The sequence below is a fragment of the Planktothrix sp. PCC 11201 genome, from assembly GCF_900009135.1.
In the GTDB taxonomy this organism is placed as follows: domain Bacteria; phylum Cyanobacteriota; class Cyanobacteriia; order Cyanobacteriales; family Microcoleaceae; genus Planktothrix.
The window spans coordinates 22,084-47,716 of the sequence record NZ_LT797709.1 but is presented as its reverse complement, the minus strand read 5'-3'; the positions used below and the strand labels follow the sequence as shown (position 1 = coordinate 47,716).

Below are 25,633 nucleotides of genomic sequence, written 5' to 3'. Positions count from 1 at the left end.
GCGCATCGGTGTTAACTTCACAGCCGAAAACCTCTGATTATAGCCGAGATTAGATCCCCCTAAATCCCCCTTAAAAAGGGGGACTTTAAAGTCCGTTTCCCCCCTTGATAAGGGGGGCTAGGGGGGTCTAAGACTAGAAAGAAAACAACAAACTTTCACTTTCTCACCCAACCATTCACCGTAAATCGACTATCTGCGAACTGTTTAGACGGACAATCAACGGGTAGAACTTCGTGCATTAAACCACTATAGAAAAAGACAATTCGATTATTCACAGGTTCAATCGCTTGAAAATTTTCTAATTTAGAATAGGCATACTGACCTTGCCATTGGGTATCATAAATTAATAATTCTCCTCCACTAAATGCCTTGGGTTCCTGATAGAAATAATAAACATAAGTTAACATTCGAGTTTCATCCCTAGCTGAACCATTATCATTATGAGTTCGGAAGTAATGGCCGTGGTTATGGGCCGTGAGTTGGGCATCAATATGGGTAATCGGAAATGGGGGAATCTCGAGTTTTTCTAAGGCTTTCCAGAACACCGCTTTGATTTTATTTAGAATGATATCCCCAAAATCTGGAGAATAATAGAGAACCAAAGAATCCCGATGTTCAGGATAGTCTGATGTATTAGTGGCTGGGCCAGTTAATTGAAATTGCTGTTCTTCTTCTAAAGCATAATTCAGGAGTTTTTGATGGTCTTCTGGGGATAAAAAATTATCAATTTGCCAATATTTAATTTTAAAAATTTCCCCTTGGGGTTTAGCGGGAATTACGGGAGTATGCGCTTTAATAAAAATCGGTGGTTCGGTAATGACTCCGACTAAAGAATGACTTGAAAACCATAGGGCTTGTTGCTGTCCATTCATCGGAATTTGAAACAGTTTGGGCGGTTCATCTTGATTTTTTTCGGTGGGATGAACCACAGCATTTAATAAATTCAAGAGTAAGGGAGAATTGGAGGCTAAAGTAATTTGATATTGATAACCTCCTAAAAGGAGTATCGTCACATTGATATCTTGAGGGGTTGCTGCTGTTGTTAAACTGTCCATATTTTATAACACAAAACAGAGAATAATTGGATGTGCAAATAATTTTGTGTAGGTACTTAAAAACCCGTAGGGGTTTGGTCTCCAAACCCTCTTTGCGCCTAGGTTTGGAGACCAAACCCCTATGATAAAATATTACAACCTATTTAGGATTGCTATAGTAAGTAGTTACACAAAATAAATTACCTAGTTGAGAGAGGGAACACCGGATCTGGGAACAGGGAACAGGGTGGAGGATGTGTAATTAATTTTGTTTAGGTACTTATATAAATTAAATTAGCAATTAATTATAGCATACTTTCTTTTATTTATCTGGGCAAAGAGGGTTGGGAGACCCAACCCCTACGATAAAATGGGAATTGTAAATTAAAGTAAAATTTAATTCTCAAGTTATATTCGATCAGGGATAATCTAAAGTGAGACATTTTTCAACAAAAGTAAAGTTTTATCTATGAATCATCCCCTATCGCCCCAGTGCCAAAATTTACAACATCAGGTTGAAGGCTTAGTTAAACTCCTACATCAAGAACCCTCTCTACGTCAACAGGATATTACTGCTGTTCATGCTTCTTTGAAGAAAGTCATTTCTCCCAAATTTGAAATCGTGTTTGCCGGGGCGTTTAGTGCTGGAAAATCGATGTTAATTAATGCCCTTTTAGAACGGGAATTATTATATAGTGCCGAGGGACACGCCACCGGAACAGAATGTTATATTGATTATGCTGAACTTGATCAAGAGCGAGTAGTTTTAACCTTTTTAAGTGAAGCCGAAATTCGGGAACAAGTCGCTACTTTATGTCAATTATTGGGGTTATCTTCTAACGTTAATATCAATCGAAATGACATGATTGATGTATTAGTAGAAGGATGCGAAAGAATTATTCAGCAAGAAGGAGGAGTGAATAAATCGGAACGGGCAAAACAAGCTAAAGCCTTAGATTTATTGCTCAAAGGATTTACGGAAAATCGCGATCGCATTCAAACCCTAAATAACGCCACCTATTCGATGGAACAGTTTAATTTTTCCAACCTCAAAGAAGCGGCGAGTTATGCCCGTCGAGGGAGTAATAGCGCGGTCTTAAAACGGATTGAATACTATTGCTACCATCCCCTATTAAAAGATGGAAATGTGATTATAGATACCCCGGGAATTGACGCTCCCGTGGAGAAAGATGCCCAATTAACTTATAACAAAATCGAGAATCCCGATACCTCGGCGGTGGTCTGTGTTTTGAAACCCGCATCGGCGGGAGAAATGACGATTGAAGAAACGGAACTTCTAGAAAGAATTCGTCAAAATCCGAGTATCCGCGATCGGGTTTTTTATATCTTTAATCGGATTGATGAAACCTGGTATAATGCCCAACTGCGTCAACGGTTAGAGAACTTAATTTATTCTGACTTTCAAGATACCACAAGGGTCTATAAAACCAGTGGATTATTAGGGTTTTATGGCAGTCAAATTAAAGGCACAAGCGGACGCGATCGCTTTGGTTTAGATAGTATTTTCGCTGAGAGTATTAAAGGATTTGGAGGAGAAGAAGAAACCCCCCAATTTGTCTATGCTTTTAATAACTATTGCGGCAGTTCTCGCAAACTTCCCCTCCAGTTTCGAGTCACTATTAATGGCTTTGAATCTCCGAATCAAAACTACACCCGAATTTTAGCCGATTGGGGACAACCGTTAATTGATCAGTTAATAAAAGATAGCGGAATCGAAGAATTCCGGGATGCTATTACTTACTATTTAACGGAGGAAAAACGCCCCCAACTGTTTAAAAATCTAGCCGATGATTTAGAAGATATTTGTATTCCGCTACGCAAGTATTATGAATCAATTCAACGGGACTTAGACAGTCAACCCCGGGAAATTGAAGCGATGAAAGCCCAGGAATTACAACTTCTCAATCAACAATTACAAGAAGCAGGGCAAGAATTTCGAGATCATATTAATGAAGAAGTCAATCAGATTGTCACCGGTAAATGTGATGGCTTTGAACAGGATTTCAAGCAATTACAATCTCGAATGGTGCGGCGTTTAGATGAATTATTAGATAGTTTTTCGGTCGAAGAAGCCTATAGTCGAGCAACTTTCAATCATCCTCGGAATGCAACCGCACCTTTATTAGCGGTTTTAGTTGAAGCGTTGTATTATTTAGCGAATCAATTAGAGGATATTTTAGTCGAGGCTATTAAATCTGTGAATGCAGGTTTTTTCCGTCGTTTAGTGGAAAAAGTTCGCAAGACTGAATATTATCGCAAACTCAATCGTTTATTAGGGAATGATGGGGGGTTAGAAAAACGCTTAAAAGAGTTGGAAGCAGAAGTAAATCAAGCCTTAATTGCCATGGCTAAAACTGAATGTGATCGCTATGTGCGAGAAAGTCCTAAATTCTATGATGAAGGCACATTTTCGATTTATCAATTTCGCCAAACTCTATTACAAACTTCATCCAGTTATGATTGTACAACGATAGTCGATGCCGAACCCGCTATCCGTCAATTATTGAAGTTAGATTTTGAGCCTAAAGTGTCAAAATCTATTTATCAAAACTTCCGCCAAACGGTTAACCAAACCCTGAAAACCCATCTATTACCGATGACGGAAATTCAAGCGGATGAGATTATGCAACAGTATAGTCAAGCGCGGGTTTATTTGGAAAAAACCTTAGCGCAGGAAGCGGAGGAGAAAATCAAAAATAATGCCCAATCTAATGCGGAAGTGAATCAAAAGATTAACGAATATAATCAATTTGTTTCGGAAATTAATAGTTGTTTACAGTCGATGCAACTGTTTGAACATTTATTACCGACTATTGCTGATTCTGGTGTTGTTGATGAGCCTTTTGATTTCTAATTAGACTCTAAAAACCCCGGTTTATTTGAGAATCTGGGGTTTTTGCTACACCGATTTATAATACTTCTTTTAATGTTGACAAATTAGAGAACTAATTTAGACTTGCTATATTCCCTATTGTCCCTAACTTATACTTTCATAAACAACCATGAATAACATAGAAAAAATTTACACCTTATATTTTGCAATTGATGATCTAATAAACGAAATTTGTAGCAGTATTAATAGTCGAGAAAATCCCAGAAAAGTGAATAGCGATGAACTGTTTAATAAATTTTGGACTAAAGCCAAAAATCAATATTCTGATTTAAACTATGATCTTGTTGCTGAAATTGGCGCAACTAATACTAAGGCAGAAAATGAATTTGGGAGAATTGCATCAGCTATCTATAATTCTTTAGGTAAATTAGAAAGTGATCGGAATGTACAATTGATTTATTACCTATGGTTTGCCCTGAATTTTGCTTTGGTTGAATATTCTTTTACCTGTCCCACCGCTAACAGTCGTAACCTATATGCTGAGATGGAAAATAGATTAAAATTGGGTTCGGAAAAATATTTGTCATTGTCTCAATCTAATCTTGAAGATTGGCAGAATCTTGATTTGATGATTAAGTCAAAATTGGGGGAGTTTTAAAGGATGGTGTTAGGAAATATAACAATCTTAAATAGGTTGTAACACTTTAATACTGATATTAAACAACCAGAATTATTATCCGGTGTTCCCTGTTCCCTGCTTTGCACTGAGCTTGTCGAAGTGTCGAAGTGTTCCCTGTTTGCTATATAATTAATTAGAGAATATAACAACGGTTAAAGTGAAGGTAAAACCATGAATAAAACCCCCAGAATTTTTATTCCTCCAGAAGTCAGAACCTATGTATTTGGACGGGACAATTATCAGTGTAAAAGTTGTGGTAAAAGAGAAAATGAAGCCCAATTAACTATTGATCATATTATTCCCTTGGCTAAAGGGGGAACTAACGATATTAGTAATTTACAAACCTTGTGTTTTCAGTGTAATCGGAACAAAAAAGCCGATCTTGATCCCCGTTTTAAACGGCACTTCACAAATTGAAAATTGATCCCACAAATGATAAGATAGTAGGTGCAGACTACCCAAGTCGGGATTTTAACTGTAAAAATGATAAATCCGCTTAGAAAAAAACTGCACTACTTAGTGGATCAGATCTCCGAAGAAGACTTAGGAAAAGCATGGAAATCCCTGCAAACCCTAATTTATGATACCTATATGCTCAAAGCCATTCAAGAAGCCAAGGAAAGCCTCAGACCAGGGGATTCCTTAACCTATGATGAAGCCTTAGAAATGCTGCATTTTGAGTATAATCGATCAACAACTACCCATCCAGAACATCCGACCTATCGTCCCATGCCCAAAGTGAATGAGTAAATAAATAACCCTGTTGTGACTCTCGATGTTCGCTATGGTCGTTCTTTTATCCATGACCTGATGAACTTAGAAGCATCAGCTTATTCTAGGGTCTATCATTTTGTGTTTGTCGAATTTAAAGATGTTAACAATATCAAAGATTTACCCGAACTTAAAGCTTTAGGTTCCAGTGCTATTTTTTATCGATTTACTTTAGAAAATCATTTAATCGGAATTGAAGTCACCGGTCAAATTGTTAAATTCGTCCGTATTTTACCGAAACCCCATCTATAGAGTAGGAGTATTCTTGGTTCGGGGTTTTGCACCCGTTTCTTTGATAAGATGAGTAACACCTGATCTGTTCATCTGGGAGTAGAGAATCGCATGAGTCGGGGAGATGGTCGAAAGCTGAAACTCATGGTCGTCGATGACGAACCAGACAACTTAGATTTGTTGTTTCGGACATTTCGCCGGGACTTCCAAGTGTTCAAGGCCGACAGCGCCCTCAAAGCTCTGCAAATTCTCGACGACGAGGGTGAAATGGCTGTGATTATTTCTGATCAACGAATGCCAGAAATGAACGGAACCGAATTTCTCGGTAAAACCGTTGAACGTTTTCCAGACACCATTCGGATTCTGTTAACCGGATATACGGATGTCGAAGACCTCGTGGAAGCGATTAACTCTGGCCAAGTTTTCAAATATATCACCAAACCTTGGAATCCCGAAGAACTCAAGTCTGTAATTCAACAAGCTTCGGAAACATACAAATTCTTCAAACAAAGGACAAACACCCTGCGGCGCGCTCTGCGTCGGGAATCTCTTTATAACGATGTTGTCAGCGCCCTGCGAGAGTCCCTCGACTACTCCAGTATGCTCCAGACCATTGTTCGCACCCTGGGAGAAACCTTTAATGCCACGGGCTGCTGTATTCGCTCGGCTGAAACGGGGAAACTTTCGGCTCAAACTTTTTCCTATGGGGGAGAAACAGAGAATGTCCAAACTTGGTTATCTCAACTGGAAACCTCAATGCAAGGGGTCTTAGAAAGTCGAGAAATTGAAATTCAACAGGGGGAAAACTCTAACCCAGTTAGTCAAATCGTTTTACCCCTGACCTATCAACATGATTTATTGGCGGTTTTAGCCCTTTATCAAGAAAACAGTTCCTCTCCTTGGTCAGAGGATGATATTCAACTGTTGGAAGTCGTTTCCGAACAGGCATCCTTAGCGCTGTCCCAGGCCAAACTCTATCAACGCACGGTAGAGTTAGCCGAACAGATGCAGAACGAACTCAAGGTCGCCAGTCAAATTCAAAATAATCTCCTGCGTCAAAGTTGGCCAGAGTTTGAGACCCTGCGGGTACAAGCCTGTTGTCATCCAGCCCGGGAGGTGGGGGGAGATTTCTTTGAAGTCTTTACCCATCCCCAGGGAGATATTTGGGTCGGTTTGGGGGATGTATCGGGTAAAGGAGTTCCGGCCGCCCTATTTATGGCCAGTGCGATTTCGGTGATGCGTCGGGAACTTTCCGTGGAAACGTCCCCCGAACCCGATCAAGTCATGCAAAATCTTAATAGCATTTTGTCCGATGATTTAGTCAGTAATAATCACTTTATTACAATGGTTGTGGCTCGTTACACGCCCTCTACGGGATATTTAGCCTATGCCAATGCTGGACATATTTATCCCTTGGTTTGGTCAAGGCTGGAGAGTAACCTGGGGGAAAATCACCCGAATCCCTCTGTTCCTGTCGAACCGTTGTTTCTCAAGACCCGTGGGATTCCTTTAGGAATTCTTCCTGTCTGGAGGGGCAAAGGAGACAGTCTTACCCTCAACCCCGGTGATATCTTTTTAGTAACTAGTGATGGGATTACTGAAGCTACAGTGGTGCAAGAAACAACCGATGGCAGTCCCGCCATTCGTTCAATGTTGCAACAGGAGGGACTTTGGAAGTTACTCCAACAGCAAGAAAAACTAAATTTAGATGGCTTATTAGCCGCTATCCGAGAACATAATCCCGTTCAGGAAGATGATCAGACTATACTCTCTCTGGAGGTTTTGTTGACCGATGAAAACTGAGCTTCAAGTGCCAAGCGATATTAGGTTTTTAACCATCGTTGAAAACTGGTTATTGAGCAGTTTGGAAGTCGAACTAGGAGATCATGTGGATTGGCCCCGTCAGTCAAATCGGTTTCGCCTTGTCCTTGCAGAAGCTTACTCCAACGTCATCCGTCATGCTCACCGCGATAAACCCCATCTTCCTGTGATGGTTCGTTTAGAATTACAAGAACGAGATATTTCTTTAGAAATTTGGGATCACGGTACCGGTTATGAAATCGATAATTATAATCCGCCTAAACCAGAAGATAAACAAGAAAATGGTTATGGTTGGTTAATTATGAATCGACTAATGGATCGGGTGGATTATTCTTTACAAATTGAAGGTGGCAATTGTTTGAAATTACAAGCGAGTTTACCCGATAAAACCCCGAAAGCATAGGCGCTGATTCAATACAAACAGGAGACAGAAGGAATGGTAAATTTTCTCCTTCTGTGTCCCCATTAGTTTTTTTAAATAAATATTAATTACCCCATTAAAACCCCTTTCCCTTTCTTTGTGTCTTCGTGTCTTTGTGCTTCCTTCTTGTCTCTATGAATTCAGCAATTAACACCAATCTAGTTAAACAAAAAGCCCTAGATTTGGGATTTCATCAAGTTGGTATTGCAGCTATCACTGAAACGGAAGAAAACCGTCAACATCTGCAATCTTGGTTAGATCAAGGATATGCGGCGGATATGGCATGGATGAATAGCCCCAAACGCCAAAATATTCGTCAGTTAATGCCAGAAGTGGCATCGGCTATTTGTGTAGCACTCAACTATTATACCCCCGATCAACAACCAGAAAATCCCGAATTGGGTAAAATTTCCCGTTACGCCCGGGGACGAGATTATCATAGGGTTTTACATAAAAAATTAAAGACTTTTTCCGAATGGTTACAACAACAAGCACCTGGAATTCAAGCCCGATATTATGCCGATACCGGGCCAATTCAAGATAAAGTTTGGGCGGAAAAAGCAGGAATTGGATGGATTTCTAAAAACAGTAATTTGATTACCACAAAATACGGATCTTGGGTATTTTTAGGGGAAATTTTAACTAATTTAACCCTCACGCCCGATCCTCCCCATACTCAACATTGTGGCACTTGTACCCGATGTTTAGAAGCCTGTCCCACGGGCGCAATTACTCAACCCTTTGTAGTAGATGCTAACCGTTGTATTGCCTATCATACCATCGAAAATCGGGCAGAAACCTTACCCGAAAATATTAGCAAAAACTTAAACGGTTGGGTCGCCGGATGTGATATTTGTCAAGAAGTTTGTCCTTGGAATCAACGTTTTTCCCAGGAAACAGACGTTATAGAATTTCAACCCTATCCTGAAAATATTGCCCCTAAATTAACGGAATTAGCCGAACTTTCTGAAACCGAATGGGATCAACGATTTCGCGCTTCTGCTTTAAGACGTATTAAACCGCAAATGTGGCGTCGGAATGCGCGAGCAAATTTGGAGTATTAAGAAAGTAGAATAATTGATCATTGAATCACTCAAATATGAACCGGAAAAATATTCATAATTTGCCTAAGATTAGATTGAAATGACTCAATTCCAAATTGTTTAATAACGTTCTTTCTTAACTGTTGGGGTTTATATAAAATAGGATTTGGGTAAATTCCTTGCAAAATTTGTAATAGGTTTAAAGCGATCGCCTTTACATCCGTTGGATCAACTAAACAGCCTAATTCCCCCCCTAACAAGGGATCAACTGCACCATCTTGATTTCCTGCTAAAACGGGTTTACCACAAGCTAATGCTTCTAAATAAACAATTCCAAATCCCTCTCCCTGACTGGGTAAAGCAAATACATCACATAAATTGTAGTGATCACATAATTCTTGATCAGAAACAAAACCTGTTAAGGTAACATTATATTCTAAACCCAGATGTTTAATTAAATCTTTAATTCGAGGTGTATCATCTCCTTTTCCCACTAAAATATAATGGATACTGGGGAAAGATTGACGAATTAATCCTAATGCTTGTAAAATTTGATCATATCCTTTATAGCGGGCTGATTTTCCTAAGCGAGTAACACTTAAAATAATCGGTTGTTTAGCAGTTAAATTATAACGATCTAGTAAATATTCAGGTTTAGGAGCAATTTGAAACTGCGTGGGGTCAAAGGTATTCGGTACAACAATAACTGGTTTAAAATCGAGGTTTTGTTCTTGAATTAAGCGATCGCGCGTATAGTTACTAACGGCTATAATTTTATCAGCATTATGGAGAGCTTTTTGCAATTGAACAGATTTTAAATCCCAAACTTCTAACCCATGAGCAATTACCCAATACCGAACTTTAAATAAACGTTTGAGATAATAGCAAATCCAACTATAATTAACGTGGGTGCAAATGAAGGTTAATGAGGGGTTTTCAATTGCTAACTGCACCATTGTGAAGGTCATCAAACAGCTTTGCAGCCACCGAGGAAAGCGTCCAAAGCCATGAAATTCAGTCTGAGGTAGAAATTGATGATTTTCAGGACAAGACCTATCATATTTTAGCAAAACTTGGTATTTTGCTTGAGGGTCAATCAATTGTAATCCCTGCAAGAAAAAAGTAGTGTAGGTTTGAATTCCCCCTTTAAACCCAAAAATATTAGGGGCTAAAAGTGTATATTGATGCTGGGATGTAATCATAACTTTGGTTAGTCTTTACAGGTCTTGTACTTTATCTACTTTGCCAATAATTAATATTAAAACTAAAGTTTCCACCAAGGGAATAGTTTAAATATTTCTCGCTGAATCACTTGATAAACTCTCATTTTGGGTGTCTGAAAATGAGCTTCTCCAGTTGACCCAGCTTGTAATTTTTGATCAGCATTATCAATTGATATTTTAATTTTTAAGACTGACTTTTGCTTAGATTCATCGAATTGAATCACAGGTTGAATATCTTCAATTTGAGCTTGATACTGATGAAATTCAGCCTGACGAGGTTTAAAGATAACAGGTGAATCCCGATTAATTAAATCAATATCTTCCTGACGAATTTCTGCTAATCCTGTTAACTGGGATAAATTTAGAATAGTTAAAATTTCTTTCCCCGCTTCTAAAGTTCGATTATTCAATAAGTCTAAATCAGAAGTTGTAACCGTTCCCGCTATAGTCGATTTTAGAGTTAACTGTTGTTTTTGTTCCTGTAAACGTTTTAATTCAGCTTCTTGTTGAGTTACTAAGTTCTGTTGGTGTGAAATTTCAGTTAATGCCGCTTCTACTTCCTTTTGAGATGATACACTCTCAGCCATTCTTTGTTGAACTTGAAATTGAGCTTGGTCTAAGTTCTCTTGACTTAATTGAGCGACTTCATTAATTTGCTCAGATTTAGCTTGAATCGTTTGATCTTTCTGACTTTTTAGTTCCTGAATTTGCAGAATTTGATTGCGTTTTTGATTAATTTGCTGTTGATGGGTTTTGATTTGTTGTTCTTCCTGAAGAATTTTACTTGTTAGTTCTTCAAATTCTTTTTCTGGGTTTACAAAAGCTGAAGCACCTAATACTCCTTGTTCCTTTAAAGGTTTTAGCCGATTCAGGTTACCTTCTACTATTGTTAACTGGTTTTTTAGTCCTTGGATATTAATTTTAACTTTTTCAATTTCACTTTCTATTCCTGAAATTTCATCTCCTATCCCATTAATTTGATGTTGTATTCCAGTGATTTCATTTTCAATTCCCTCCTGTTCTTCCTGAATTCCCCGAATTTTCGGTAAACCTTTTTCAGAAATAGCTCCCTTTAATTCATCTTGTCTTTTATCAAAATGTTGTTGGGCATTCGCTTCTAGGATTTTAGCAACTCCTAATTTTGATTGAGCAAGAATTAACTGCTGTTGTGCCGCACTTAATATCGTCTTACCCTCGGCTAATTTTTGTTGAGAATCAGTAATTTGTTTTTCTAACTCTGGACTGGAAATTGTTCCTAAAATTTCCCCCGGGTTAACAACTTGATTCGGGCGCACAGAAAGCATTAAAGTACCCGCTTGAGGCATTGTAATAGCCTGACGTTCTCCAACCGTTGAAGTAATAGTTGTTTCCCCACTCAGTCTAGGGTTAACTGGAATCATCCCAATACCACTAATTCCCAAAACTACAACCCCCCAAATTATCAAGGAATTAGAAGTCTTAGGTGCGGGTTGAGAAACTGGAGCGGGTGCTTCTACAGGTTTAGAAACAGGAGTATCTTGAACCACAGGAGGAACAACTTTTAGACGGGGTTGGGATGGGTTTTGAGGGTGGTTAGTCATGGTGAAATCTCCGAATTTAAGGGTTAATTTTGAATGTTAACGGTCTTGGGGGAGAAAATAATAAATTGCCCAGATGAGCAACAACATTAATGATAAAATAGGAATATTCGTGAATGACCAGTCAGCAATTCTAACGAATAAAAATCCAAACACAAAGTAGATATAGACAAAACTTAAAGGGGCATAAATCGCTAAAATTAGAGCATCTTTTCCCGTCTCCTGAATTGGTTTTCTGGTGAATAAATTTTTATAAAATCCAAACGACCGACTACGGAGGTTATTAATTCCAGTCAGGGCAACGGCGAGGTAATAGCCATCAAATTTAGCCAGGGGGTTGAGGTTAAGGGCAACGGTGAACAGAGCCGCCGACATTAACAAATAGCTGAGGAAATTTAACCAGGTTCCAGGGCTAGACCCGTTCCATAAAAATAGGCTAATTGCTGCTATGATTAACTGGACTAAAACCCCCGCGCCGATGACCAGAACCCGTTGATATCGCTTCACTAAACAATAACTATCGCTAGTATCTGTATAGGCGGCGGGCATGAACATAATCATCAACAGTCCAATTTGGGGAATAATGCCGCCGTAATATTTGAGGGTGAAGGCGTGTCCGAGTTCGTGCAGGGTGACAACCAACATCGTCAACAACCCAAAGGGAAGCAGCAGAGAACTGGGGGAATGGGCCAATAGTTGTTGTCCAGTTTGGAGCAGTTCACCGTGTTGGGAATACCCCATCAGGGCGGCAACGGTCAGGAACACACCCAGAAGCAGGCCAACTGGTTGAGTCCAGATCCACCGCAAACCCTTGATATGTCGGCTTAACCAAGGGTCAGGGTTGAACAGGGGAATGCGGAAAAACAACAACTGCATCGGGTTGAATTTGCGTTTGGGGGGTTGGGGCGGTGTGGTTCCCTCCAACATGGCCGTTACCGTCAGCATTTGCAGCAAATATTTAATCTGGTTTTGGGAAATGCCGAATTCCACAGCCACCGCAGCCATCGGCTGATGTCCCAGTTGGTCAATGATGGTTTTATCTTGTTCGGTGACTTGGATGAATTTGACATCTTCCGGGTTCCGCAGAATCCAATATCCATCGGGGTGTTTTATCCACTGCACACAATCTTTCAGTTTTAAGGAGGCTTTGGAGAGTGGCTGTTTTTTAAGTGAGGTATTTAAAAACCCCAGGTCTGGGTTCTCGCCGTTTTCTTCTTCATCCAAGGCTAATATATTGAGTTCAATCAATTTTTGTAGCAGGTTAATCACAAAATTGGGAGCTAAGGTTTCTCCAAATTCCTGTTGACAAACTTTTTGAACTTTTGTAATCGTGAATTGTCCGGTAAAATATCGCAGGGCAAAGCTTTCTTGAGATGAAAATAAATGGTGAGTTTGACCTTGTTTAGCTTTGAGAACGATTTGATTAAAATTTTTAACTTTTGCTAATTTCCAGTAGAGAGTTAAGTCTGGACAAATCCAGTCTAAACTGTTGGATTCAGGGAGAGGATTATGAGCATTCATGATTACCTAGATGCACTAATTCATTCTATTAAACTTTTAGGGATAAGTCAAGGGTTTATTAGGTAAAATTTTTATTAAAAATGAGCACTTTGGGGAGAATGCGATCGCAATACTTTATATTCTCCAGTTTTCTAGGGTAAAACTGATAACTGTTTTGATGCGGTTGAAGTCACTATCAGATGTTACTAGGGTAAGATGATAACGCCGAACAATAGCAGCTATCCAGAGATCATTTTCATCAAAACCTAATTCTGTTATTTTAGTTGTTTTTCGTTTCGTTTTTTGTTGGGGGCCAAATTCCTTGATTAAGGCAGCTTTAATTTGTCCATAGAATTTAGCGGTTTCTTGATCAATATAATAAACTCTAATATCTTCAATAAACTGGTTTATTAGGGTTAAATTTTGATCTTTATTAGTGGAATTTTCTGCCATATAAATTAGCTCACCTGCTGTAATAATAGAGGTAGCTATATTAGTTTCTCCTACCTGTTCTATGTTTTGGATAACGGCTTGGTTATTGAGGAGAATAAGGCTACAATGATTGGTGTCTAAAAGATACATTATTTAAAAGGATTAATATGTCTATTGACCGATACTTTTCCTCTGGTTTGATTAACTAAATCAAGGCAGTTTTGTAAGTCATCACCAACCCACTGACCAGCGTGTCGCAATACCGACTGACCAGAAGCGGGTTTGTAAGAAATATTTTCTGGTGATGGATAATCAATATTTTTAGCGTTTTCTTTTTGTTTAATAAATTCAACAAATTCAGCTATTATCTTGAGGTTATCTGCCGAAATTTTTAAAAGACTTTGCTCGATGTGCTTTCGCAATTCAATAGTATTCATTATTTTTAACAAATTGATATATAAATTATCTCAATTATATATTGATTGAGATAATTTGTCAATTCTTTTTGTTATTTATAGTTGGCTTTGAATAAATAGAATGCGATCGCCCTCTTTAACACAAATTACCATCAACATCTTATCCCTCCTCAACTTAACCTATAATTCCTCCTAACATCTTGTCCCCCCCTTTTTAAGGGGGGCTAGGGGGGATCTTCTTCGGATAATATAAGTGAAGATCCCCCCAACCCCCATTGAGAAGGGGGGCTTTAAGAGGTAAGCGATCGCTCTCTTTAACACAAATTACTCTTAATATCTTATTCCCTCCTCAACTTAACCTATAATTCCTCCTAACATCTTGTCCCCCCCTTTTTAAGGGGGGCTAGGGGGGATCTTCTTCGGGTAATCTAGGTGGAGATCCCCCCAAACCCCCCTTGAGAAAGGGGGCTTTAAGAGGTAAGCGATCGCCCTCTTTAACACAAATTACCATCAACATCTTATCCCTCCTCAACTTCACCTATAATTCCTCCTAACATCTTGTCCCCCCCTTTTTAAGGGGGGCTAGGGGGGATCTTCTTCGGATAATATAAGTGAAGATCCCCCCAACCCCCATTGAGAAGGGGGGCTTTAAGAGGTAAGCGATCGCTCTCTTTAACACAAATTACTCTTAATATCTTATTCCCTCCTCAACTTAACCTATAATTCCTCCTAACATCTTGTCCCCCCCTTTTTAAGGGGGGCTAGGGGGGATCTTCTTCGGGTAATCTAGGTGGAGATCCCCCCAAACCCCCCTTGAGAAGGGGGGCTTTAAGAGGTAAGCGATCGCCCTTTTTAACACAAATTGCCATCAACATCTTATCCCTCCTCAACTTAACCTATAATTCCTCCTAACATCTTGTCCCCCCTTTTTAAGGGGGGCTAGGGGGGATCTTCTTCGGATAATCTAAGTGGAGATCCCCCCAAACCCCCATTGAGAAGGGGGGCTTTAAGACGCTCTCTTTAACACAAATTTCCATCAACATCCTATACCCTCCTCAACTTAACCTATAATTCCTCCTAACATCTTATCCCCCCCTTATTAAGGGGGGCTAGGGGGGATCATGCCCAGATTCAATAACTCCAACTTCCATCTTCCTTATAATTCTAAACTGACACCCATTGCTCAACAACTGCGACAAAATGCCACCCCAGCAGAACGTAAACTTTGGCAAGATTTTTTGAGACATTTTCCGTTTCGGGTGTTGAGACAAAGACCCATTGATAATTTTATTGTCGATTTTTATTGTGCTGCTTTGAAATTGGTGATTGAGATAGATGGGGATAGTCATTTTACCGAACAAGGGAAACTATATGATGCAGAAAGAACTGTGATTTTAGAAGGGTATGAATTGAAAGTTGTTAGGTTTACGAATGTTGAGGTGTTGCAGAGTTTTGAGGGGGTTTGTGGGGAGTTGTTGGGTTTGATCCCCCCTAACCCCCTTAAAAAGGGGGGGATAAGAGTGGAGTATGATCGCTCTGATTTGAGAAAAAGATATCAATAAAAAGCGTCGCATCGCAGTGCTGGCTAAACCTGCTGTTAATTTTGTGGCAGATTTAGGGATGAAACGATTAACAACAAGCAAGTTTTCCATGATCAAAGCTCTCCGATATTGTGAGAAGAAATGATCAGGAAAAACAACTAATTTGAGCAATATGTGAGGTGAAAAGCGATCGCGCCTTCCCATCCCCAAAAGAGCGATAGGGCTGAGGCCACGCTTTTTAAAGCCCTTTCACAAAAACTGAATGATTGAGGGTACTTTATCCCTATAATACCTACTGTTACTGATTCACGATCACAAGATGGCGAAATTACCCCCAGAGCGTCGGGCAATTATTTGGGATTTCAAACAACGATTATTAGATATTGTGGATGAAGCTAAGGCTACTGAGTTAGACTTATTGGAGCGTTTTGGAGAGACGGAGAGTACATTGGGTGCATTGGAGCAACTGACTGAAATCGCCGAGCAAGCTAAACAACGATTTTCTCAACTGTCTATCTTACAAATGCGGATTGCGGAATCACAGCCCAGGGCTACTCCCGATCTGTTAACATTATTAGATGATAGGATTGTTAGTATCTCTAGCAGGGTTCCCGCCTTGGAACGTAGTACACAAGAAATTAAAGCGGATTGGAATTTATTATGAATGAAACACCCTTTTTGCCCGATCCACAACAGGTAAAGCGGACTCTCGCGAAGGCCCATCGTGCTTGTCAAGATATGGAGTTAGCTGGTTTGGAGTTACAAGAGGTGATTGAAATGTTAGAACGTAATATTAGAGAACAACGTCTCAAGCGATTAAAGCAGGTTTCTTAGGTGGAGAAAGAGCGATCGCGCTGCGTCACGTTAGCCCTATCGCTCTGATTTGAGAAAAATAAATACATAAAATGCGTCGCATCGCAGTGCTGGCTAAACCTACTGTTAATCTTGTGGCAGATTTAGGGATGAAACGATTGATAATAAGCAAGTATTCCACGATAAAAGCCCTCCGATATTGTTAGAAGAAATGATCAGGAAAAACAACTAATTTGAGCAATATGTTGAGGTGACAATAGAGCGATCGCCCTTGACTATGGCAGATAGAAAAAGGCGATCGCATAAGCCAACATTTTCAATACACCTGATCGTGACTGCCAATGTCGAGCAAGAGAATTTCTTCATCTCCCGACTCTGGATTCTCAACAAAATCAAATACAATCCGACAGTCATATTCCACAGTACAAGCCCAAGAGCCAGCTAATTGACCTTTGAGTTTGTGTGTTTGCAGTGATGGATCGAAAGAGTTTTCTGCCAAAAGTCTCAAGACATCTTCAACTTTGGGTTGTAGCTCTGGGTGTTTACGGATGAGGGCTTTGTAGGCACGTTTAAAATATGAAGTAAAAGTGATAGTTTTCAACGGTTTAGCTCCGCGATCGCTTCATCAACTGTACCTCTAAAGATGTTTCCAGATTGATAGTCCTGTTTTCCTTGTGCAATGTTAGCGGCAATTTCGGTGCGACGGCGATCGCTAAGTCTTCGGTGCATAATGACAAGCAGAGCGGTTTGTTCGTCTATAGACAAGGTTTCGATCGCGTCTAAAATGCTGTCAAATGTTAAAGTTTGCATGGTTAGTTAGATTGGGAGGCTTAGATAGCTTTGTCTCATTTTACTTCTGATTTGAGAAAAATAAATACATAAAATGCGTCGCATCGCAGTGCTGGCTAAACCTGCTGTTAATCTTGTGGCAGATTTAGGGATGAAACGATTGACAACAAGCAAGTATTCTATGATGAAAGCCCTCCGATTTTGTTAGAAGAAATGATGAGGAAAAACAACTAATTTGAGATAAAGAAATAAAGAGCGATCGCAGTTTCTCTATCCTAAAAGGCGATCGCCCTCTCCATCCAACGTACTCTACAACTACTACTGACATATTGCTCTAAATGTTGTCATACTCAGAACTGAATTACATGGTAATTGTTTGCATTATAAACTCCTGAACCACTAGCTTTGATAAAGCCCTTTTGCACAGACGAACCTATTGGCCAATTCTGCTGCCAGATGTAAAAGCCAGGTGATCCATTCTCAGTGCCGTAGCCGGCAAAAATCCCGGTGTGTTGGTTGTTGTAATAGGGTGGTGTATCGTAAGTACCATTTGGACCCAGAAAAGTTGCAATAGCAGTTCCAATTGGGATATTTCCACTGGACATGACATTGACGCTGCGTTTCCAATTTGTTGTTAATCCCGTTTGTCCTGTCACATAAGCAACTAAATCCCAACATTGATTACCATAGGCACGGTCTACATCTATATAGTTGCCCGTAAGTTGACCGTTTAGCAGTTGAGTCAGATTTGGATTTGAAGAAGTTCCACTGCCACCGTTGTTGCCTCCAGGATTGATAGTGCCACCACCATTGTTGGAACCGCCACTAGGGGCAGCAATCTCATTCAAAGAAGAAAATTTATTCAAGTCTACATTTCCACTTACCCCATCTACCTGACCTGTCTCAGAATATTGCCAAATAGCATAATTCTTCCAGCCACCCGGAATATCAGGTTGACTTACACCATAGTTGGCAATCCATAATGGGTATTCTGCGAAGTCTTTAGAATCCCCCATATAATATCTCCAGAAGCCCGGATTTGTATAAATTATCGGCTTGCGTCCTGTCTTCTGTTCAACTGTATCTAACCATTGCTTGACAAGCTTTAAACGAGCTTCTAAAGTTATGTTTTTCCAACTGTATTCAGGCCTGCCATCATATTCTTCTAAATCCAACACAGGAGGAAGATCATCTTTCCCTATAGTTCCTACAGCATTGAGAAAATAGTTAGCTTGCTCTTCACCGCTAAGTTCCTGTCCATTAACATTAGAAACAAAGAAGTGATAAGCACCAGGACGCATACCAACTTGTCGGATCTGTTGCAAGTTTTGGAAAAAGCGATTATAGGTGTAGCCTGTACCTTCTGTTGCTTTCATAAAAGCAAATAAGTTACCTGCATTTCTCACTTTTTGCCAATCTACATAACCATTGTTATTAGATACATCAATACCACTACTTCCAGAAGGAAGATCAATTTTTGGTGAAGAAGAAGCAACCCCCTCCCAAGACAAGTCAAAATAAGCATCACCACCCCCATCAAAGTAATTAAAATAAACATCATAATCACCGGGTGGAACGTTGATATCAATTGGTTGATGCTTCCCGTAAGCATCTTTTTTCCACTCATTACTAGGCGTGATATTAACTCGTTGACCCGTACTGCGGTTGATAGCATATAGCTGATATCCATCATCTGAATACACCCATGCTGTGTACTTTTTACCTTGTTCAAAACGAGCCTGAGTGTAGCTGCTGATAGCAAAATTGTTTTTTGGCAAGGTAACGTCATTATTAGGAAGCTTGCTGCGCCAATCCAGGCTGATACCCTTTTTACCATCACTGCGGTCATTTTTACCCAGATTGTAAACCCCTATCTTATTTTCTGCTTTTTGGAAATCTAAAGGTGGATCGCCCGCTTTAGTCCGATCCCACCAGTAAACACTGGATTTCCAATTTGTCCGATCGCTGTCATAGAAACCGTCAACTGGCTTAACTTCACCCATTGAAATATCAACTGTAGAACCCCCATCATTTTCGTAATACTGGACATAGAAATCGTAATCACCCGAATCAGGTACTTTGAAGTAAATTATCTTATTTGGTTCATCAGCACCACGACCCCGCCAATCTCCACCACTCCAGCCACCTAATTGTTCAATAGTTTTAACTTCACCCGTCTTGACATTCTTGAGTAAGAACCGAGTCCCATCATCAGATTTAGTTCTCACCTGATACAACTTACCAGCCTGCATATTAGTGCGAGTCGATGCCTGCATAGCAAAGTAATCTTTTTGCACCCGATTGTCAGGACTGGTCAAGCCCCAATTGCGGTACAAACTTAGATTACCGTCCCCACTTCCTTGAACTCCCAAATCCAAAGTGGCTACAGGATTATTGAAATCCCCAATATTATACAATTGGGAAACGTTTCCTGCATTGCGGTTGATAAAGCTTGCCTTCCAGTGGTTCAGTAAAACATAAGGTTCTCCTGAGCGAATATCCTTGAGATCGCTCTCAGGAAAAGTTGCCATCGCTGTCTCGTTTATGCCAATGGCTCTCAGAGTATCCAAATCAGAAACCAAATATCCTTTTCCTGACTGCATCAAGTAAATATTTCCAGACTGATCTCTAAATACATCGCCGTCTTTACGTGAAGGTAAAGGATTTCCCTGTGGAATCCGAGCTAAATCTTCATTCGAGAAACGCTTAACTGTATTCGGATTAATTTTTAGTGCGTTCAATGTTTCTTGATTTGGAATCGGTCGCAATTGAGCATTCTGGACTAAATAGTAATCCGAATTGTAGCCAGCAATGACTTGATTCTCTGGCGATCGCTCTGCCACATCCACTTGATATTTAGTCGTCGCACCAGAAGAACCAGGACTCACTCGCAAATAATAATTCCCTGCTCTTAAAATTCGATCAAACGAGAATGAAGAACGGGGATTCAATCCAGGATCGCTGGTAGTAATCGCTTCACCAAAATCAACTTGACCATTACCATTTCGGTCTTGAATTAACTCCAACTTAGCACCATTGGTGAGTTGAGATAATTGAAAATTTACTAATTTCAAGCTGTTTAAGCTGAATTTGTGGAAATCGCTTAAATCGTTACCACCAATTGAGCCAAGAGCACGTCTTATATCAATCCCATCCCCCAAGTCAAGATTACTATAAAATAAATTTGCGGCAGTCTGGATTGAGTAATTACCATCAGGATCGGTCAAAGGTTCATTAATTCGTTGCGCTGAACCTGATATCACTATCATAGGATAGCCATACCAACTCGCTTGACCCGAAGGCTGCACCGTCAAATGCCCATTCTTGTAATAGTGATTAACAACCCCATTACTCACTACTGTCTTATCAAATACCCCTGCGGACGAAGGAACTTTCCCTTGTCCGGGTTGTGGCGCATTGGGAGTAAAAGTGGCATTCAATGTATAAGGTCGTACCAATGTCTGTTTAGCCCAAGTCCAATCAGGTTCTTGCCAGTAATTGCTGGGAGTTTTCACCTCAATGTCATAGCGCCCTTTATTCAGTTCGAGTTCCAACCATTGATTGGAGTTAGCAGCAACCCCAAGGCCAGAAAGTTGTACTGGTCTATCTTCAGAACCGATAAATTTCTTAACGCTCAGTTCCATTTTGCCATTGGGAGAATTCAAATTTATCCTGAATTTTCCCGACTCCTTCACTTCAAACCCATACTTAGCAATCCGGTTGTTGAAATTTATCTCGTCATAAGTGACCACACCTGCTAAATTATTCAACTCAGAGACAGCCGGCCCTGAGAAAATCGGACTTTGGAGGCTGTCGTCTAAGGAATAATAGGGCTGAGTTCTGTACTGCACATTCCCAGCAAAACTGGAAACTTGATCGGCAGTAAACTGAGTTGATATGTTGTAATCCTTGAAAGTAGACCCAGCACCGCTACCGACCTTGAGATAGTACGTCCCCGGATCGTAAAAATCGCCACCTGAGAAAGAAGTCTGTCCCTCCCCGATCACAGAAGAACTAAGAGAAATCCCTATCCCTTTACTGAAGATATGAGATCCAGGCTTGCCGTCAGCTTTGATAATAGTTACATTTGGGGGAGTAGGAAATCCTGAAACCGGGTTGAGACTGGTCAAATTCCACTTGACATAACCAGGTTCGTTCACCGTAAACTGATAATATTTATCAGGCTGATTCGAGTCAACCCGATCGCGCTCCGAGAAATTAGGTGCTGTTTGTACAGTAGCCGTAGCAAGAGAAGTCCCACCCTGCGCCGCCCGTTCCTCTGGCGTTACCTTCCCTTCACCACTCCAAGTGTCAGGAGTCACCCACGGAGTAGGGTTATAAACTTCCGGTGTTGTCACCTTCGCCAACTGCACCGCCGCCGCAATATTCAGTAACCCGGCTCCGGTTTCCTGATCGAAACCCGTTACACCCAAATCCGTTGCGGTTTGTTTCAATATTTCAATCACTTGACGATAACTTAACTCAGGATTTGCGGCCCAAACTTGCGAAACAGCACCCGTGACTTTCGCCGTCGCCACCGATGTTCCCGCCATCGTACCAACTCCATCACCAGTAGTGGACAACACTGGATTTTCCACTGTCCCCCCATCGGCCATGATATCTAATCCGCGACCGTAACTGGAATAGTCCGCGCGATCATAAGCTTTAGAAAGGGCAATTTGATCATTAATTCGTTGCGCCGCCCCAACGGTAATAATATTGTCAAATTCCTGGGAAGCTTGACCCAAAACTGACATGACACCGCCATCATTACCCGACGCAGCTACAATTAATACCCCATTCTGGCGCGCATATTCAATCGCGGCTCGTTCTTGTGGGGTTAATTCATAACGAGTGGTTACACTTCCATCGGGATTAATTTGGGTTAAATCTAAACTTAAATTAACCACAGCATTGGGTTGTCCTGACGCTTTAGCGGCATCCACAAATTCCACTAAAGATTCTGCCCATTTTCCTGAACCAATTGCCCGTCCTGCCCAAATCGGAGCGTTATCATTAATCCCATCAATACCAATGCCATTATTTTGTTGGGCGGCAATAATTCCTAATACATGAGTCCCATGTTCGTTGCCTTCTCCAGCCGATAAAGTGGGGTCAGCATCGCCATCAACTTTATCGCTTCCCCAGGTAATTCGAGTGTAGTCAATATCAGGATTATTCCCACTAAATCCAGTATCAATGACCCCAACTAAAGGTTGCTTTTCTGTAGCAAATTCAAACTGGACAGGCGGTTCGACGGTTGCAGGAATTGGGGGTTGAGTTCCTAATTTTGCCTCTAGTTTTTCGATTAATTGTAAGGCGGTAGAATTGAGGCTGGTAGAGGGTTTGTTTTGCAGTTGAGTGGTTAATTGTTCTAAGCGCGTAATCAGTGTTTGATTAACGGGTTGCTCCGATACAGTTTGATGGCGTAATTGTTGGGTGAGATTTTCTAATCGATCTACTAATGGGTTATTCGGCTCCTGTGGAACAATGGGCGTAATTTTTATTTCTGTTGTTTGAATATTATTCTGAGTAATATTAAGCGGTACAATTGGATTGTTGTCGCTAGATATTTCTTCAGGATTATTAATGGTTTCTGTCGGATATTCAGGGGTTTCTACTTTGGTTAATGTATCATTTTGTTCACTTCCTATAACAATCGGTTCTGTTTCTTCAATTAAATCTTGATTGTCTTCAGCAACAATAACTTCCGGTTCTGTTTCTGATTCTGGGTTAGTTTCAGTAACAACAACTCCGGGTTCTGTTTCTGATTCTGGGTTGGTTTCAGCAACAATAGCTTCGGGTTCTGTTTCTGATTCTGGATTATTTTCAGCAACAATAACTTCAGGTTCTGTTTCTAATTCAGGAGTTGTTTCAGCAACAACAACTTCAGGTTCTGTTTCTGATTCTGGGTTATTTTCAGCAACAATAACTTCAGGTTCTGTTTCTGATTCTGGGTTATTTTCAGCAACAACAACTTCTGCTTCTGTTTCAGATTCAGGAGTATTTTCAGCAACAATAACTTCAGGTTCTGTTTCTGATTCTGGGTTAGTTTCAGCAACAATGACTTCAGGTTCTGCTTCAGATTCTGGATTATTTTCAGCAACAATAACTTCAGGTTCTGTTTCTAGTCCAGAGTTATTTTCAGCAACAATAACTTCAGGTTCTGTTTCTGATTCTGGGTTATTTTCAGCAACAATAACTTCGGGTTCTGTTTCTAATTCAGGAGTAGTTTCAGCAACAATAACTTCTGTTTCTGATTCAGGAGTAGTTTCAGCAACAATAACTTCTGATTCTGTTTCTGATTCAGGAGTAGTTTCAGCAACAATAACTTCTGATTCTGTTTCTAATTCAGGAATCGTTTCCGCAACAATAACTTCTGATTCTGTTTCTAATTCAGGAATCGTTTCCGCAACAACAACTTCGGGTTTTGTTTCTGATTCTGGGTTATTTTCAGCAACAACAACTTCGGGTTCTGTTTCTGATTCAGGAGTGGTTTCAGCAACAACAACTTCGGGTTCTGTTTCTGATTCAGGAGTAGTTTCAGCAACAATAACTTCGGGTTCTGCTTCAGATTCAGGAATCGTTTCCGCAACAATAACTTCTGGTTCTGTTTCTAGTTCGGGGTTGGTTTCAGCAACAACAACTTCGGGTTCTGTTTCTGGTTCAAAATCGAAATCATCTGCGAGTAAACCATCGAGTTCATCGAGTAACGAAGCGAGATCATCTTCAATTTCTGGAAGTGGATCTTCCGGGGTAATATAAGGTTTAGCATAGGCAATTAACCCTTCACCTAAATCGGAAGTTCGCCAGTCTTTTGCCGGGTTGATAACTTCATCTAAATGAACCGCTTTCCCCGTTGCTCCTCTGACTTGAAAAACAATGTCATTGTAGTCTTTATCCGTATTCCCATCTACCCGCACATCCTCCATCACAAAGGTATTTCCATCGCCAGTCACATCAGCAATTTGTCCAACATTAAATCCATCTTCAGGATTAGCTGTTGCGAGGGAAAATAGAGGACGTAGTGAACCTTCTGCATCAGGATTCTGAAAAACTTGGGCTACTTTTCCATTAGGAACTAACATAATTGCAAACTGATCTCCAGCTTGCATATTAAAGGTTTTTACACCCTGATATTCTCCTTGGTTCCAATCAACTTCGTTCGATAATTTTCCACTGAATTTAGCTCCTTCAGTAGCATCAGAAATCACAATATAACCCAATTCTGAGTTACTTAAAGCTCGACTCGCGGCTTCTTGAATAAAGTCCGATGAACCGGGTTCAAATTGTTCCATCCCCTCTAAACTAAAGATGGCTAATTGTCCTTTATATTTCCCACCATCAAATAGATAATCAATCCCAACTTCTCCGGTTTCGTCAACGGTAAATACCCCGGAATCAAATTTAAAGTTAGGTGTTGAGGTAGCGATCGCATCTACTACATCAACTTCACTCTCTGCATCTATTTGTTCAGTTGGTATTATTTCTGTTGCGGGTTCTCCCTCGACTTCTGAAGTAGTTAGATGATCGGATTCTAACTCAGATTCGGGTTCAATTTGTTGACCATTAACCTCAGTTTGAGATTGTAATTCGGCTTCATTTAGGATTGATAATTCTTCAGATTGTTCGGTTTCCTCTAAAGTATTAACATCCTGGGTTTCTGTGTTAATATCGAGAGATAATTCTTCAAAATCATTAGATTCTTCTAAAGAATTTGCAGCAACTTGATCTGGATCTAATTCTGAAATACTGTTATTAGTTTGATCAACTTGGGAAACAGAATCAGCCGTTTTTTCTTCAGTAAATGTATCTGTTAAGTTTAAGGATGTTTGACTATCTGAATTTTCAGGGATATTACTTTCTTCGGTAACTTCAGCAACGGGATTAAAGTCTTGAGTTTCTAATAGTTTTGGATCGGTTTCAGCTACATTTTCCGAGTTTTGAGGATCTTCTGGAGAGGGTGTATCAAGGGTATCTAAATCTTCCCCAACTAAGTCCTGACTCCCATCAGTAATATCTGGGTCTGAGTCTAAATGAGTAACAAAAGCTATTTCTTCTAAGTCGTCATCCGCTAAGATATCTGGGATTTCCTGCGGGTGTATCGCTAAATCTTCACCCCCATCTATAACATCCCCTTCGTCTACTGAGATCTCGAATTCATCATCTAGGGGTGTTACCAGGTCTACATTAACCGGATCAGGTGTATCGTCCCCACCATCAATAAAACCACTCGGTGTCAGAATCGGTTCAAGGATAAAAGACTGCTGATGCTGCGGAGCACGAGAACCAAAAAAGCCTTTTCGGGAAGCCATAGATACACCTGAAAGATGAGAATAAGCAAAAAACCAGGGATTTAGTTCCAAAAAGCCTTACTTGAAGGCGTTTTAGTTAAAAGATAAGCCTGATTTAAACTATCTTCTAATCTAAGTCAGTAACATTGATTTTGTCAAGCTTTTTCTTATATAAGTTATATCTATCTTCCCAC

The 25,633-nt window shown here is 40.2% G+C and carries 20 protein-coding genes; 11 read left to right on the top strand and 9 right to left on the bottom strand.

All coding sequences use genetic code 11. The features are described from left to right. Positions 1–155 precede the first annotated feature (155 nt). Positions 156–1,055: a 2OG-Fe(II) oxygenase gene (locus PL11201_RS18800; protein ID WP_079680426.1), complete on the bottom strand. Its 900-nt coding sequence runs from the start codon at positions 1,053–1,055 to the stop codon at positions 156–158. 448 nt (positions 1,056–1,503) lie between these two features. Between PL11201_RS18800 and PL11201_RS18795 the strand changes: the two genes are divergently transcribed. From PL11201_RS18795 to queG, 8 genes are all read left to right on the top strand, one after another. Continuing rightward, a complete protein-coding gene (locus PL11201_RS18795; protein WP_079680425.1) occupies positions 1,504–3,909 on the top strand; it encodes a dynamin-like GTPase family protein in 2,406 nt (801 codons plus the stop codon). Between the two features lie 148 nt (positions 3,910–4,057). Further along, positions 4,058–4,546, top strand: a complete 489-nt coding sequence (locus PL11201_RS18790) for a hypothetical protein (RefSeq protein WP_079680424.1) — start codon at positions 4,058–4,060, stop codon at positions 4,544–4,546. Positions 4,547–4,738: 192 nt separating this feature from the next. Continuing rightward, positions 4,739–4,984 carry an HNH endonuclease gene (locus PL11201_RS18785; RefSeq protein WP_079680423.1) on the top strand — a complete coding sequence of 82 codons (246 nt, stop codon included), beginning with the start codon at positions 4,739–4,741 and terminating at the stop codon, positions 4,982–4,984. Positions 4,985–5,050: 66 nt separating this feature from the next. After that, positions 5,051–5,317, top strand: coding sequence for a hypothetical protein (locus PL11201_RS18780; protein WP_079680517.1), 267 nt, complete (start codon positions 5,051–5,053; stop codon positions 5,315–5,317). A 15-nt stretch (positions 5,318–5,332) separates the two neighbouring features. Next, positions 5,333–5,590, top strand: coding sequence for a cytotoxic translational repressor of toxin-antitoxin stability system (locus tag PL11201_RS18775; RefSeq protein ID WP_079680422.1), 258 nt, complete (start codon positions 5,333–5,335; stop codon positions 5,588–5,590). Between the two features lie 90 nt (positions 5,591–5,680). Continuing rightward, a complete protein-coding gene (locus PL11201_RS18770; protein ID WP_079680421.1) occupies positions 5,681–7,372 on the top strand; it encodes a SpoIIE family protein phosphatase in 1,692 nt (563 codons plus the stop codon). Beyond that, positions 7,362–7,793 (top strand): ATP-binding protein, encoded by a 432-nt coding sequence (locus PL11201_RS18765; RefSeq protein WP_079680420.1) that lies wholly within the window; start codon positions 7,362–7,364, stop codon positions 7,791–7,793. Before PL11201_RS18770 ends, PL11201_RS18765 begins: the two co-directional genes overlap by 11 nt. 152 nt (positions 7,794–7,945) lie before the next feature. Next, entirely contained in the window at positions 7,946–8,875 is a 930-nt protein-coding gene (gene queG / locus PL11201_RS18760; RefSeq protein WP_079680419.1) for a tRNA epoxyqueuosine(34) reductase QueG, read from the top strand. Positions 8,876–8,904: 29 nt separating this feature from the next. Here queG and PL11201_RS18755 read toward each other — a convergent pair whose 3' ends face one another. The 5 genes from PL11201_RS18755 to PL11201_RS18735 all read right to left on the bottom strand — a co-directional run bounded on the left by PL11201_RS18755 (position 8,905) and on the right by PL11201_RS18735 (position 14,023). Then, positions 8,905–10,056 carry a glycosyltransferase gene (locus PL11201_RS18755; RefSeq protein ID WP_079680418.1) on the bottom strand — a complete coding sequence of 384 codons (1,152 nt, stop codon included), beginning with the start codon at positions 10,054–10,056 and terminating at the stop codon, positions 8,905–8,907. Positions 10,057–10,118: 62 nt separating this feature from the next. Beyond that, complete coding sequence (locus tag PL11201_RS18750) at positions 10,119–11,657, bottom strand: coiled-coil domain-containing protein (protein WP_079680417.1); 1,539 nt, start codon at positions 11,655–11,657, stop codon at positions 10,119–10,121. Between the two features lie 36 nt (positions 11,658–11,693). Continuing rightward, entirely contained in the window at positions 11,694–13,175 is a 1,482-nt protein-coding gene (locus tag PL11201_RS18745) for a zinc metalloprotease (protein ID WP_079680416.1), read from the bottom strand. Positions 13,176–13,289: 114 nt separating this feature from the next. Further along, the gene (locus tag PL11201_RS18740) at positions 13,290–13,736 is read right to left on the bottom strand and encodes a type II toxin-antitoxin system VapC family toxin (protein WP_079680415.1); all 447 of its coding nucleotides are present in this window, start codon (positions 13,734–13,736) and stop codon (positions 13,290–13,292) included. Continuing rightward, entirely contained in the window at positions 13,736–14,023 is a 288-nt protein-coding gene (locus PL11201_RS18735; RefSeq protein ID WP_079680414.1) for a hypothetical protein, read from the bottom strand. The genes PL11201_RS18740 and PL11201_RS18735 overlap by 1 nt, the downstream gene beginning before the upstream one ends. A 1,100-nt stretch (positions 14,024–15,123) precedes the next feature. Here PL11201_RS18735 and PL11201_RS18730 point away from each other — a divergent pair. From PL11201_RS18730 to PL11201_RS26895, 3 genes are all read left to right on the top strand, one after another. After that, a complete protein-coding gene (locus tag PL11201_RS18730; RefSeq protein WP_079680413.1) occupies positions 15,124–15,564 on the top strand; it encodes an endonuclease domain-containing protein in 441 nt (146 codons plus the stop codon). 298 nt (positions 15,565–15,862) lie between these two features. Continuing rightward, entirely contained in the window at positions 15,863–16,207 is a 345-nt protein-coding gene (locus tag PL11201_RS18725) for a hypothetical protein (protein WP_079680412.1), read from the top strand. Further along, on the top strand, positions 16,204–16,377 hold the full coding sequence (locus PL11201_RS26895; protein WP_197047341.1) for a hypothetical protein: 174 nt from the start codon (positions 16,204–16,206) through the stop codon (positions 16,375–16,377). Before PL11201_RS18725 ends, PL11201_RS26895 begins: the two co-directional genes overlap by 4 nt. A 295-nt stretch (positions 16,378–16,672) precedes the next feature. Here PL11201_RS26895 and PL11201_RS18720 read toward each other — a convergent pair whose 3' ends face one another. From PL11201_RS18720 to PL11201_RS27170, 3 genes are all read right to left on the bottom strand, one after another. After that, complete coding sequence (locus PL11201_RS18720; protein WP_079680411.1) at positions 16,673–16,957, bottom strand: type II toxin-antitoxin system RelE/ParE family toxin; 285 nt, start codon at positions 16,955–16,957, stop codon at positions 16,673–16,675. Next, complete coding sequence (locus tag PL11201_RS18715) at positions 16,954–17,166, bottom strand: hypothetical protein (RefSeq protein ID WP_079680410.1); 213 nt, start codon at positions 17,164–17,166, stop codon at positions 16,954–16,956. Before PL11201_RS18715 ends, PL11201_RS18720 begins: the two co-directional genes overlap by 4 nt. 329 nt (positions 17,167–17,495) lie before the next feature. Continuing rightward, positions 17,496–25,460, bottom strand: coding sequence for a BPSL0067 family protein (locus PL11201_RS27170; RefSeq protein ID WP_234996770.1), 7,965 nt, complete (start codon positions 25,458–25,460; stop codon positions 17,496–17,498). Between the last annotated feature and the right edge of the window lie 173 nt (positions 25,461–25,633).